This is a genomic window from Paenibacillus flagellatus, assembly GCF_003217775.1.
GTDB classification, from domain to species: domain Bacteria; phylum Bacillota; class Bacilli; order Paenibacillales; family NBRC-103111; genus Paenibacillus_AB; species Paenibacillus_AB flagellatus.
This window is the reverse complement of sequence record NZ_QJVJ01000002.1, coordinates 482,457-494,806: the sequence shown is the minus strand read 5'-3', so window position 1 is coordinate 494,806 and position 12,350 is coordinate 482,457. Positions and strand designations below refer to the sequence as shown.

Sequence of the window (12,350 nt, the reverse complement as noted above, 5' to 3'; positions counted from 1 at the left end):
CTGTTTGAATCAATTCCTTCGCGGCTTCGCCGCCTCAAGCCGATTTCTCGGCGTGTACCTGGTAAATCGTGACGGGCAATTCCTTCCCCTTCACTTTGATTTCTCCCATGCTTTCGATGTCGAACAGGTGGTGCACTCGCTCGTAAATGTTGTCGCTGATCAAAATTTGTCCCGGCTTCGCGTTCGACTCGAGCCTCGCCGTCAAGTTGACCGTATCGCCGATCGCCGTGTAATCGAGCCGAAGCTCCTCGGAGCCGATATTGCCGACGATCGCCGGTCCGCAGTTGATGCCGATGCCGAAACGGACGGTGAAGCCGAGCTTCTGCATCAGTCTTTCTTCCAGCATCGCCGTCTGCTTTTTCATTTCGAGCGCGGCCCGAACCGCCATCTCGGCGTGGTTGTCGTAACGGATCGGCGCCCCGAATATCGCCATGACGCCGTCGCCGATAAACTTGTCGAGCGTGCCGTTGAACTTGAATATCGCTTTCGTACAAACGTCCAAATACTCGTTCAAAAACTGGATGACCTGCTCCGGCTCGAGCTTCTCGGACAGCGTCGTAAAGCCGCGGATGTCTACGAATATTAGCGATATGTCCATCCGTTCGCCGCCCAGCTTCACTTCTTCCCCGGAAGCGAGCATCTGATCGACGACCGCTTTCGGCACGAATCGGCCGAAAATGCCGGTTACGCGGCTCCGTTCGCGGCGTTCCGCCAAGTAGTGGCCGACGATCGACCACGCATACAGCAGCATGATGGCGAGAAGCGGATAAAAAATCGGTATGTACGCATGCATCGCTTCGTTGACGATCACGAAGGCTCCCATATAGACGACAAGCATGCCGATAAACAGCAGCAGCGCCGCCTTGCCCTTGAACCGTTCGAACAAAAAGGCGCCGAGCAGCACGACGAGCGCCATAATGGCGATGCCTAGCGGCTTGCCGACCTCATGCCAAAACTTGTTCTCGAGAATCGACTGTACCATGTTCGCGTGAATTTCGACTCCGAACATTTTGATCGCCTTGCTCATCGGGGTCATGTACTCGTCCTGCAGCCCCGTCGTGAACGGACCGACGAGCACGATGCTGTTCTCGAACTCCTGCGGAGGAATTTTGCCGTTCAACACGTCGCTGAACGAATACGAGTCGTAGCCGGTTTTCAAATCCTTCTCTTGCCTCGGCTGCGTAAAGTACTGCGTGATGACTTGATTTCTTCCGTTGACGGGGATTTCTTTGGAGCCGCGGTACCAAGCTTGCTCGTCCGCGTCCCATCGGACCTTCTCCGCGTCGCTTAGGGCGAAGTTGGCGAGCTTGACGCTGAACGCCTCGACGACGGAGCCGTCTTTCTCCGGCAAGCCGACGATGAGCCGCCGTACCTTGTCGTCGCTGTCCGGGAACACGTTAATGTGGGCCAATTGGGATTTGGGTGCGTTGATGGCTGCGGTAGGCACTTCGATGCGGTCGTACTCGAGCAGGTCGTTCGCCTTTTGTTTGGCGGGAAAATTGAAGTTGACCGGCAACACGACGTTAGGGTGTTTGGCAACCGCTTCCGCGAGCGCCAGATCCTGCTTCGGATCTTTGCTCGGCTCCGGGAACGTGACGTCGATTCCGATCGCCTTCGCCTTCGATACTTTGTCGATCAGCCTCGCGTATACGGACCGGTCCCACGGGAATTGACCGATCGCTTCCAGCGACTTGGAGTCGATCTTGATCAGCTTGATCCGCGTGTCCGGCTCCCGCTGCGTGACGCTTTTGGAGCTGAGCGCGTCGCGAAGCGGATTCTCGATGTAGTGGAACGTCCCTCCGGTTCCGGTCGTATACGTCAACGCTGAAAACAAGAAGACGATCGCCGCCGCGACGACCGACGCTTTCCATGGTTTAAGGTTCATCCGGTTCCTCCCAACAAGCTTCCCGACTAGAACTAACGGGTAAAAAGCATACTTCCCCCAACCCATAAGCCTATTGTAAGATGCGTGTCGATTTATAGCAACGAAAGATTTTAATCTGTGACAAAATTAACAGTTTTATAGGACTTATCCACTATTCCGCCGGCCGGAGGACGCAAAAAAACCTTTCCAGGCAAGGAAAGGTTTTCGTTCGATTATCTATATTATTTGTTGAACGGTGCGTCGGCAATTTTGATCGAATCGGTCGGGCAGCCGTCGGAGGCGTCTTGCAGATCATCGTACAAGTCTTCCGGAATTTCGGTTACGCCGGTGTTGTTATCGCCTTCGTAGATGACTTCGGCGAGACCTTCGTCATCGTAATCGTAGATGTCAGGGGCAGTTGCGCCGCATGCGCCGCACGCGATGCATGTCTCTTTATCTACCCATGTGTACTTTGCCATGAATAATTCCTCCTCGATTAGTAACCTCTTTGTCCACTATAATACAAAAGCTTATAAAGTTCAAACGTTTTGGCCGCTTGTCCGTCATTTTAACTTATGCCGTCCGCCCCCCGAATATTCGAAGAAATATCGCTCGATGAAAGCGGCGACCGATTCCGGATCGTCGATGTCGAGCATCGGGACCGAACCGTGCCGGGCCGCCGACTCCGGCAGGCGTTCGCCCTTCTTCGCGGCCACCGCGATAACCGGAGGGGCGGACGCATCGATAGCTTCGGCTTGACCGGTCGTCCGGACCACGACGATTTTCGGATGGCTGTCCGTCTTGAAGCCTTCAACCACGATCAAGTCGTAGCCGGACAGCTTCTCCAGCTCGCGGCTCAGACCGGATGCGTCGGAACGCGTCTTCTCCATCCGGACCGTCCGTCCGGGGGATACGACGACGACCGCGTCGGCGTCCGCTTCCTCGATATAACGTGCGGAATCGGTACCGGGAGCTTCCCGGTAATGGCCGTGCGCGTCGTGCTTGACGACGGCCACCCTCCTTCCCCGACGGCGCAGGCAAGCGACGACGCGTACGGCGAGCGTCGTCTTCCCGCTGTCCGAATACCCGGCGAAGCCGACGACCGGAACGGGGCTTTCGGTCATTCGTCCAGCCCCCTTTCGCGAATATGGTCCATCTGCAGCGACGTTCCCCGTCTCTTGTGATTGCGGATCCAGGCGGACGGGTCGGTGCCGACCATGCCGGCGGTCAAGATGGCGTTCTCTCCGTACTTGTCGCGGATCCGGTCCATCGTCTCGTTCAGCTGCTCCTTCTTGGGATGCTTCTCGTATTCGAACAGGTCAAGCTGGATGGCCGCCGTTTGTTTCGGCTGCAAGCTTTGCAGCGTGACGCCGAGAAGCCGGACCGGCTTGCCGTATCCCCAATGCCGCTCGAACAGCTTGAGCGAAATGCGGTGAATGTCGTCGGCATTCTCGGTCGGCACCCCCAGCGTAAACGATCGGGTGATCGTCTTCATATCGGGGTCGCGAATCGTAATCTGGATCGTGCCGCAGACAAGCTTCTGTCTCCGCATCCGGCGGGCGACCTGGTCGGACAAGTTAAGGAAGACGCGGGAAATGTCAGCCGACTCGGTCAAATTTTTCGGCAGCGTCGTCGTATGCCCGATCGACTTGCTCTGCTCCCGCTCCGGATTGACCGGCGATTCGTCGATCCCGTTGGCGGCGCGCTTCAGCCAAGAGCCGTTCACGCCGAAATGCTTCACGAGAAACGACTCGTCCATATTCGCCAGCTCGCCGATCGTCCGAATATTCAGCTTGCGCAGCCGCTCCGCCATCCGGTAGCCGATGCCGTACATCTGGTTGCACGGCTTGTCCCATAATAGCGGCCGGACGTCGCGCTTGCGGAGGACGGATATGCCGTTCGGCTTCTTCATGTCCGACGCCATCTTGGCGAGCAGCTTGTTCGGGGCGACGCCGATCGAGCACGGCAGGCCGAGCTCGTCGCGAATCCGGTCCTGGATCGTCCGGGCGATGTCGAGCGGGGTGCCGAACTGCTTCGAGCCGGTAATGTCGACGAAGCATTCGTCGATCGACATCGCCTCGACGAGCGGCGAATAGCCGTAGGCGATCTGCATGAACCTGCGCGAAAACTGCCGGTACAAATCGAAGTCCGGCTGCAGCACGATCAAGTCGGGACACGCCTTCAACGCCTCCCGGATATGCATCCCCGTCTTTACGCCTTTCGCCCGGGCCGCATAGGAGGACGTCACGACGATCCCTTTGCGCAGCTCGATATTTCCGCCGACGGCGAGAGGCTTTCCTTTATATTTCTCCGGTTCCACCGCTTCGTGTACGGAGCAGTAAAACGCGTTCATGTCGATATGCAGGACGACTCTTCCCCGTTTCGGATAGTGGTCGTCCGGATTGGCGCTATGGCTCATCGTTCCACCCCGCCGATTACATAATGGCGCCCCCGGGACCGAACCGAACCCGTCGAGGATCCGCGTTCCGATTCTGCGGGGCGCGGCTTCCGAATAAAATGGAAGCGAATCGTCATTTCCAGCATACCGCTGCGGCGGAGGACGGTCAAGCGGCGCCGCGTCTCCGCAAGCGCCAAGTTTTTTGGACGAAACCCCTTCAACATTCAAATTGAAAAATGTTATAATGAAAAGAATGCAGCGCGGCTTTAACGCTTTATGACAGTGAAGGAGGACGTTTCATGGCAACCCCTGTAATCATTTTCGATACGACGTTGCGCGACGGGACGCAAGGGGAAGGCATCAGCCTGTCGGTCGAGGACAAATTGAAAATCGCCCAAAAGCTGGACCAGCTGGGCGTTCATTATATCGAAGGCGGCTGGCCGGGAAGCAACGGCAAAGACATCGAGTTTTTTCACCGGGCGAAAGAGCTGAACTTGACCCATGCGAAAATTACCGCGTTCGGCAGCACCCGCCGCAAAGATTCGAAGGCGGAGACGGATCCGAACTTGAACCGGCTCGTCGAGTCCGGCGTCAGCGTCGCGACGATATTCGGTAAATCATGGGACTTCCACGTCCATACGGCGATCCAGACGACGCTCGAAGAAAACTTGAACATGATCTACGATTCCGTCCGGTATTTGAAAAGCCAAGGCCTCGAGGTCATCTACGACGCGGAGCATTTCTTCGACGGCTACAAAAACAACGCGGAATATGCGCTAGCGACGATCCGCAAAGCCGAGGAAGCGGGAGCGGACTGGGTCGTGCTGTGCGATACGAACGGCGGCTCGCTGCCGAGCGAGGTGTCCGAAATCGTCGGCGTCGTATGCTCGAAGCTGAACGTCCGAGTCGGCATCCACGCGCATAACGACTGCGAGCTCGGCGTCGCCAACAGCTTGGCGGCCGTGCAGGCGGGGGCAAGGCAGGTGCAGGGAACGATCAACGGCTTCGGAGAGCGGTGCGGCAACGCCAACCTCTGCTCCGTCATCCCGAACCTTCAATTGAAGCTCGATTATTCGTGCGTCACCGAGGAGCAGCTCCAAAGCTTGACCGGCGTCGCCCGCTACGTCAGCGAAATCGCCAACGTCCATCTTCCCGTCAACCAGCCGTATGTCGGGGCGGCGGCGTTCGCCCATAAAGGGGGCATTCACGTATCGGCGATCATGCGGCACGCGAAGACGTACGAGCATATCGTTCCGGAGCTCGTCGGCAACAAGCAGCGCGTGCTCGTATCGGAGCTGGCCGGCCAAAGCAACCTGCTCGCGAAGGCCCAGGAGCTGAACCTGGACATGAACAACGAGACGAATCAGACGAAGCATATTATTGAGAAAATCAAGGAGCTCGAGCATCAGGGCTATCAGTTCGAAGGAGCGGACGCTTCGCTCGAGCTGCTGCTGCGCCGGGCGTTCGGCGATATCGAGGACGTTTTCGAGCCGGTGTCGTTCAAGCTGATCGTCGGCAAAAACGCGAACGAATCGGTCGTATCCGAAGCGATCGTCAAGATGAAGGTGCACGGCGAGACGGTGTACACGGCCGCCGAAGGCAACGGTCCGGTCAACGCTCTCGACAACGCGCTGCGCAAGGCGCTCGTGCAGTTTTATCCGGACATCCAGCAAATGCACTTGTCCGACTACAAGGTTCGCGTCATCGACGAGAAGGACGCGACGGCGGCGAAAGTACGCGTGCTCGTCGAATCGACCGACTTCAACAATACGTGGAGCACGGTCGGCGTGTCCGAAAACATTATCGAAGCGAGCTGGGAGGCGCTGCTGGACAGCATCCGCTACGCCCTCATCGGCAAGACGCGCGCCGGTTCTCCTACAGCCCAGCCGGAACGGCTCGGCCTCGTCAACCACTAATAACAAAAAGCTGCCCGAACATCGGTTCGGACAGCTTTTTGTTTTTCCTTCCCCTTCCCTCTCCTCATAGTTGGAAGCGGCTGAAGCAATCCCTTTCGCAATCAAACGGTTCATCGGATCTTTCGTTTCTTTCGTTCGACTTCCTCATCCCTCGATCAGCTTCTTGATCCGCTTCTCCAGCTCGTCGGGATGCAGAATGCTGAAGCCGTCTTGGATGACGCCGTTTTTATCGACCAAGTACGTCATCGGAATGCCCGTAATCCGGTACAGCTCGCCCACTTCGCCTTCCGTATCGAGCAGAATCGGAAATTTGAGATCGAAATGCCGGACGAACGACTGAATATTGTCCATCCGGTCGCTCTCCGTCATATTGACCGCATAAAAATCGATTTGATCTCGATACGTATCATACAGCCGCTTCAAGTCCGGCGCTTCCAGCTCGCACGGGCCGCACCACGACGCCCAAAAATTGAGGAGCAGCGGTTTGTCCCTCGAGCCGCCCACCTCGTACACGTTGCCGTCGAGCGCGGTCAGCTTGAAGCCGGGCGCCAAATAGTTTTTTTTCGGGACCGCTTCCTTTTGCAGCGACGCTTGCCGGTCTCCGGAGGAAACGTTTTGATAAACGGCGAAGCCGGCCAGCACCAGGACGGCGGCGATAATCAACAGGTTGCGTTTCATCGGTTCGGTACCTCGTTTTCGTTATGTCATCGACGTTCGAATCGTTTCTTTTATATTATCGTCTTTTCCGGCCGATTTCCATTCCCGTCTTCCGGTATCGGAAACATTTTGGCACCTCCGGCAAGTATGCGGCATCCCCTGCGGGGCAATAGTAACGATACACCTTCGCCAAGAGGAGACCGATATGGAAAAGACCAAATCGAGAAAGCTTGCGATATCGTTCGAAAGCGACGTCGATATCGGGGACGAACGACCGGTCGGCGGCAATGAAGGGAAAAAGGGCGAGTCGAAGCAAAACGATTCGAAATCGAAGGGCCGCGTCTGGGAATTTATCGCCATCGCTACGATTCCGATGGTGCTCGTCCTCGGCAACTCGATGCTCGTGCCGATTTTGCCCGATATGCAGCAGCATATGGGCATCAGCAAATTCCAAAGCAGTCTCGTCATTACGTTATTTTCGTTCGCCGCCGGCATCTTCATCCCCGTTATCGGGTTTTTATCGGACCGGTTCGGCCGGAAAGCCATTATCATTCCGTCTCTGATCGTGTACGGAGCGGCCGGTATATTGGCCGGATTCGGGGCGATTTGGGGGTCGTACGCCGTCGTCATTACGGCCCGCGCCATTCAAGGCATGGCGGCGGCCGGCACGTCGCCGGTCGCGATGGCGCTCGTCGGGGACTTGTACGACGGCGGTACGGAGAGCAAGGCGCTCGGACTGACGGAGGCGTCCAACGGAACGGGCAAGGTGGTCAGCCCTATCATCGGGTCGTTGCTCGCCTTGATCGTCTGGTATGCCTCGTTTTTCGCGTTTCCGGTCTTTTGCGCCTTGTCGCTCGTCTGCGTCATTTGGCTGATCAAGGAGCCGAAGAAAGACAAAAAGCCGCAAAAGCTGAAAGCTTACATCGGCAACATCATGACCATTTTGAAGAAGAAGGGCCGTTGGCTCATCACGTCGTTTTTCGCCGGTTCGCTCGGCCTTTTCATTTTGTTCGGCGTGTTGTTTTACTTGTCGAACGTGCTGGAGAAGGAACCTTACAACATCGACGGCGTGAAAAAAGGGCTCATTTTGGCCATTCCGCTGCTCGGCATGGTTACGACCTCGTACATTACGGGCAGCGTCATTAAGAAAAACGGCATTTTGATGCGATGGCTGATGAATATCGGCTTGGTCGCCATGACCGTTTCGCTGGCGCTGACGATTTTTTTCTTCAAAAACTTGATCGTCTTTATCGGTCTGCTGACGATCAGCAGCATCGGCACCGGCCTGCTTCTCCCCTGCTTGAATACGATGATTACGGGGGCCGTCTCCAAGGGCGAGCGCGGGATGATTACGTCGCTGTACAACTGCCTGCGGTTTCTCGGCGTGGCGGCGGGGCCGCCGCTGTTCGGCTGGATGATGGACAAGTCCGACCGGATCGTCTTTATTTCCGTTTCGGTGCTGTCGTTCATCACGCTCGGACTCGTCTTCTTCCTGATCAAGCCGGCTCGCAAAGTCGGCTGATCGCGCGAAATAGCCCGAAATCGTCCTTGCCGCAGGACGATTCGGGCTGTTCGTTATATAATGAAAGAATGCGATGATAATCGAAAAAGGAGGAGGCCGATGCTCCGCATCGAACGGTCCGTATGGAACGACATGATCGGCTACTGCCGAAGCGCGCTGCCTGACGAAGCGTGCGGCGTCCTGCTGGGCGAGTCGGGCGACGAGACATCGACGATCCGGCATTGGCGCCCGATTCCGAACCGGGCGAGCTTGCGCGACCGCGCGTTCGCATTCGATCCGGCGGCATGGATTCGGGTATGGTACGAGGCGGATGCGGCCGGCCGCGTTCCGCTTGGCATTTTTCATTCGCATCCCGGCGCGCCGGCTGTTCCTTCCCCCGAAGATGCCGCCGGAAACGGCAGCGGACTGCCCACCTATTGGATCGTCTCCTTCGTCCCGCAAGGCGGCTGCGACGTTCGCGCGTACACGCTAGCGGAGTCGTCGAATGAAGCGGCGCGATATGCCGTCTCTCCTTTCCGGATCGTCTAACGGCTCAAAAAATCGTACAAATCGCCGAGCGTCCCGATATCCCGGCGAAGCGCTTCGTTTAGCAGGCATTTCCACAGCTGGGCCGTCATATTCGCGTCGCCGAGCGCATGATGCCTGCCTTCGATGGCGATGCCGTAATCGCGCAGCAGCGAATCGAGATCGTAGCTGCTTCGCTTCGGCTCGAGCCGTTGAGCCATGATGAGGCAATCGATGAACCGGTGGGACAAATTGACTTTGGACGTCTTCCAAAGCGCCGAATTCAGAAAATGCTTGTCGTGTCCGCTGCCGTGCACGACCAGCACGCGATGATTGACGAATTCGAGAAACTGCTTGAGTACTGTAATCAATTCCGGCGCTTGCGCCGCTTCTTCGTTCGTAATGCCTGTCAGCCGCACCACGTCGTTCGGTATCGCCTTCTCGGGCCTTGCGAGACTGTAGTACGATTGCTCGGTCAGGACGAGATCGCCCGTCATGCCTACCGCTCCGATGGAAATGATTTCGTCTCCGCTATAAGGGGAGAAGCCGGTCGTTTCGAGATCGAACACAACGGTCTCCAGCTTTTGCAGCGGAATGTCGTACATGCTGTTTTTGCGTTGTTCCTTCATGACGGAGCGGATAAAAGCCATGTGCTGGGCATTTTGCGAGTCGAACATCGATGCGACGGCCGGCGTAATGCCGCCCTGTTTGTACAAATGCCAAAGCTTCCTCATGCCGAACCGCCCCGTTTCTTCGGCGCTCCGTCCGCCAGCCGTTCCACCGTTTTGCGGACCGTCTGCTGCAGCTCGATCCCCGTTCGGAGGCACGACTTGAGACGCCGTTTGTTCTCCTTCGATAAGCTTTCCGGGTCGATCATGCCCCGGGTCGTATACAGGCCGTCTTCCTTCTCGTGACGGGCGAGCGACCGCAGCTCCAGTGCGGTGACGAACGCCTCCCGCCAGCGATCGACGTCCGCCGGCGCGTGCTTTCCGGCCGCCCGGAGCGCATCGAGCCGCCCGAGCGTGGACGGCTCGGCTACGCCGGCAGCGAGCGCCAGCAGCCGGATGCCGTTAACGAGCGGGATATACGCCCCGTACTTGACGTCGAACGCTCCCGCATCGTCGCCGTATCGTTCCGTAATGATATTGCCGAGCACGCCGATCGTCATTTTATGATGAAGCGTGTTTTGCAGCATATGCCCCAGCATGGACGGCGTTTGCGCCAGCATGTTCATATAACCGTTGCGCATGCTGCGCACCAAGCCCGCATCCCCGTGCAAGCATCGCAAGTCGGCCGTCATGAGCAAATAACGGACGTTTTCCCATACGGGATCGTCGTACCATTCGCGAATCATGCTTTTCCAGGCGTCATCGGACTTGCGCCAAAGCGAATTCGTGCACAGCACGTTGCCCGGGCAAGGCGGGTAGCCGGCCGATTGAAGCCAGACGTGTACCCGATCGGCCAACAGGCGAAAATACGTTTCCGCCTCCGCCTCCCTTCCTTCCGGAGGTACGGCGTGAACGATGCCGTTGTCCTGATCGCTCCACAGCGTCTGCTCCGCCCGTCCCGCGCTGCCGACGGCGACGAACGCGTAAGGGACGGGGGGAACACCGAATCCCTCGAGGCGCAGCGTCTGCTCGGCCAAGGCGATCGTCCCGGCGATCAGCCGGTCGTGCGCCGCATTTACGCTTTTGTTCCATTCGATTACGTCTTCAAACAAGGAGGGCCGGAGCTCGACATGCATCCGGTCCCTCAAGCCGCGCAGCTGTTCGGTGCTTACGGCGTTATAAATCGACACATCGAACCGTTCCATCCAAGAATGTTCCATGCTCGAACCCTTCCCCGGGATCGCGCCATCCGTTACGCGGATATCGTTTCGTTGCCGGACCGTTTCATTTGCTCCGGATAACCGTAAGATCCGTGTTCGCTGATGTCGAGACCCATAATTTCTTCTTCTTCCGTTACGCGCAGCCCCATCGTTTTCTTCATAACCCACAGGATGGCATAGGAGAGCACGAAGACGAAGACGAACGAAACCGCTACCCCCATCGCCTGAACGCCCAATTGATGAAGACCGCCGCCGTAGAACAGCCCTTCCTTGCCGACGCCTACGATCTCGACCAGCCGCGGCGATGCGAAGAAGCCGGTGGAAAGCGAGCCCCAAATCCCCGCGATGCCGTGTACCGAGAACGCGTACACCGGATCGTCGACGCCCGCTTTCTCGAACCATTGCGCCGTGAAAAACGTGAGCGTACCGGCGACGAGACCGATGATGACGGCCGCCCAAGGCTCGACGAAAGCGCAGGATGCGGTGATGGCGACAAGTGCCGCCAATACGCCGTTCAGCATGCTCGGAATGTCCGCCTTGCCGAAGTACAGCCACGAGACGAGCAGCGCCGCGACGCCGCCCGCGGCGGCCGCCAAGTTCGTGTTCATGGCGATGAAGCCGAAAAATCCGTCGTTCACCGCAGTCAGCGTGCTGCCCGGGTTGAAGCCGAACCAGCCGATCCACAGGATGATGACGCCAAGGACGGAGAGAACTTGGTTATGACCCGGAATCAAATTCGGCTTGCCGTCTTTATTATATTTGCCGAGACGCGGCTTCAGCAGCAGCGTTGCCGCGAGAGCGGCCGTCGCGCCCTGCAGGTGGACGACCGTGGAGCCCGCGAAGTCTTGCTTGCCGTGTTCGGCGAGCCAGCCGCCGCCCCAAATCCAGTGCGCCACGAACGGGTAAATGACGATCGTGAACAAGACGCCGAAAACGAAGTAGACCGACAGCTTGGCGCGCTCCGCGAAGCCGCCCCAGGCGATCGCCAGCGCCACGCCGACGAAGGCGAGCTGGAACAAAAACTTGATGCTGCCCGGAATGACCGAAGCGGACAAGGCGCCGAACGACGCGGCCGCCTGCTCTTCGGTACCGTTGAAGAAAAAGCCGGTCATGCCGATGATCGAATTGCCGTCGCCGAACGCGAGACCGAAGCCGAGCGCCCAGAACGCGAGGCCGCACAGGCCGAACGTCAAAATCGTCTTGCCCGCGACGTGGCCGGCGTTTTTCATACGGGTCGATCCGGCTTCGAGCAGAGCGAAACCCGCCTGCATGAAGATGACGAGGATGGCGGCGAGCATCACCCATACGGAGTCGACCGCAAGCTGGAGCTTGTCGGCCGTCGGAGGCTCCGCGGCGAACGCTAATGCCGGGAACGCCAGAAGCATGATTGCCGTGAGAAGAAGAACTCTTTTCATTGCAAAACCACCTTTAATGTTAGTTTTTATAACACATTACGAATGCTTTAGTGCCATTATACGCGCATCGATGTAAAAAGACAATCGATTTTTTTGAATTTGCGTCACATATCCATACAATTATTCATTTTTTTCTATGTAATGTTCGTATTCGGAATGTCCGTGTCAGGTATATTGCGATAAATCAACCGGATTTTCGCGAAAATCAGGGCAAGCTTTGGGCCAAAGCGTAACGTTTGACTGTAC

General features: G+C 57.4%; 11 protein-coding genes. 3 read left to right on the top strand and 8 right to left on the bottom strand.

The genetic code is table 11. The annotated features are described in order from the left end of the window. Positions 1-34 precede the first annotated feature (34 nt). From DLM86_RS05680 to DLM86_RS05665, 4 genes are all read right to left on the bottom strand, one after another. On the bottom strand, positions 35-1,885 hold the full coding sequence (locus DLM86_RS05680; protein WP_158289345.1) for a CHASE2 domain-containing protein: 1,851 nt from the start codon (positions 1,883-1,885) through the stop codon (positions 35-37). A gap of 221 nt (positions 1,886-2,106) precedes the next feature. Further along, complete coding sequence (locus tag DLM86_RS05675; protein ID WP_110838991.1) at positions 2,107-2,343, bottom strand: ferredoxin; 237 nt, start codon at positions 2,341-2,343, stop codon at positions 2,107-2,109. A gap of 84 nt (positions 2,344-2,427) precedes the next feature. Beyond that, positions 2,428-2,988 (bottom strand): molybdopterin-guanine dinucleotide biosynthesis protein B, encoded by a 561-nt coding sequence (mobB, locus tag DLM86_RS05670; RefSeq protein ID WP_110838990.1) that lies wholly within the window; start codon positions 2,986-2,988, stop codon positions 2,428-2,430. After that, positions 2,985-4,283, bottom strand: coding sequence for a DNA polymerase IV (locus DLM86_RS05665; protein ID WP_110838989.1), 1,299 nt, complete (start codon positions 4,281-4,283; stop codon positions 2,985-2,987). Before DLM86_RS05665 ends, mobB begins: the two co-directional genes overlap by 4 nt. A 278-nt stretch (positions 4,284-4,561) precedes the next feature. On the opposite strand from DLM86_RS05665, the gene cimA reads away from it, so the two are divergent. Further along, entirely contained in the window at positions 4,562-6,178 is a 1,617-nt protein-coding gene (gene cimA / locus DLM86_RS05655) for a citramalate synthase (RefSeq protein WP_110838987.1), read from the top strand. Between the two features lie 144 nt (positions 6,179-6,322). Here cimA and DLM86_RS05650 read toward each other — a convergent pair whose 3' ends face one another. Next, a complete protein-coding gene (locus DLM86_RS05650; RefSeq protein WP_110838986.1) occupies positions 6,323-6,856 on the bottom strand; it encodes a TlpA family protein disulfide reductase in 534 nt (177 codons plus the stop codon). A 184-nt stretch (positions 6,857-7,040) separates the two neighbouring features. On the opposite strand from DLM86_RS05650, the gene DLM86_RS05645 reads away from it, so the two are divergent. Further along, entirely contained in the window at positions 7,041-8,357 is a 1,317-nt protein-coding gene (locus DLM86_RS05645; RefSeq protein ID WP_110838985.1) for an MFS transporter, read from the top strand. 99 nt (positions 8,358-8,456) lie between these two features. Beyond that, complete coding sequence (locus tag DLM86_RS05640) at positions 8,457-8,885, top strand: M67 family metallopeptidase (protein ID WP_158289344.1); 429 nt, start codon at positions 8,457-8,459, stop codon at positions 8,883-8,885. Here DLM86_RS05640 and DLM86_RS05635 read toward each other — a convergent pair. From DLM86_RS05635 to DLM86_RS05625, 3 genes are read right to left on the bottom strand one after another with little or no spacing between them, the layout of a single operon-like run. Further along, positions 8,882-9,595 (bottom strand): exonuclease domain-containing protein, encoded by a 714-nt coding sequence (locus DLM86_RS05635; protein ID WP_110838983.1) that lies wholly within the window; start codon positions 9,593-9,595, stop codon positions 8,882-8,884. The genes DLM86_RS05640 and DLM86_RS05635 overlap by 4 nt on opposite strands. Further along, positions 9,592-10,689 carry a DUF294 nucleotidyltransferase-like domain-containing protein gene (locus DLM86_RS05630; protein ID WP_110838982.1) on the bottom strand — a complete coding sequence of 366 codons (1,098 nt, stop codon included), beginning with the start codon at positions 10,687-10,689 and terminating at the stop codon, positions 9,592-9,594. The genes DLM86_RS05635 and DLM86_RS05630 overlap by 4 nt, the downstream gene beginning before the upstream one ends. A 32-nt stretch (positions 10,690-10,721) precedes the next feature. Then, positions 10,722-12,104: an ammonium transporter gene (locus DLM86_RS05625; RefSeq protein WP_110838981.1), complete on the bottom strand. Its 1,383-nt coding sequence runs from the start codon at positions 12,102-12,104 to the stop codon at positions 10,722-10,724. Positions 12,105-12,350: the final 246 nt, after the last annotated feature.

Coding starts and splice junctions, on each gene's coding strand:
- DLM86_RS05665 (WP_110838989.1), bottom strand. CDS start 4,283: ATGAGCCATAGCGCCAATCCGGACGACCACTATCCGAAACGGGGAAGA.
- DLM86_RS05680 (WP_158289345.1), bottom strand. CDS start 1,885: ATGAACCTTAAACCATGGAAAGCGTCGGTCGTCGCGGCGGCGATCGTC.
- mobB (WP_110838990.1), bottom strand. CDS start 2,988: ATGACCGAAAGCCCCGTTCCGGTCGTCGGCTTCGCCGGGTATTCGGAC.
- DLM86_RS05675 (WP_110838991.1), bottom strand. CDS start 2,343: ATGGCAAAGTACACATGGGTAGATAAAGAGACATGCATCGCGTGCGGC.
- DLM86_RS05635 (WP_110838983.1), bottom strand. CDS start 9,595: ATGAGGAAGCTTTGGCATTTGTACAAACAGGGCGGCATTACGCCGGCC.
- DLM86_RS05640 (WP_158289344.1), top strand. CDS start 8,457: ATGCTCCGCATCGAACGGTCCGTATGGAACGACATGATCGGCTACTGC.
- DLM86_RS05625 (WP_110838981.1), bottom strand. CDS start 12,104: ATGAAAAGAGTTCTTCTTCTCACGGCAATCATGCTTCTGGCGTTCCCG.
- DLM86_RS05630 (WP_110838982.1), bottom strand. CDS start 10,689: ATGGAACATTCTTGGATGGAACGGTTCGATGTGTCGATTTATAACGCC.
- cimA (WP_110838987.1), top strand. CDS start 4,562: ATGGCAACCCCTGTAATCATTTTCGATACGACGTTGCGCGACGGGACG.
- DLM86_RS05650 (WP_110838986.1), bottom strand. CDS start 6,856: ATGAAACGCAACCTGTTGATTATCGCCGCCGTCCTGGTGCTGGCCGGC.
- DLM86_RS05645 (WP_110838985.1), top strand. CDS start 7,041: ATGGAAAAGACCAAATCGAGAAAGCTTGCGATATCGTTCGAAAGCGAC.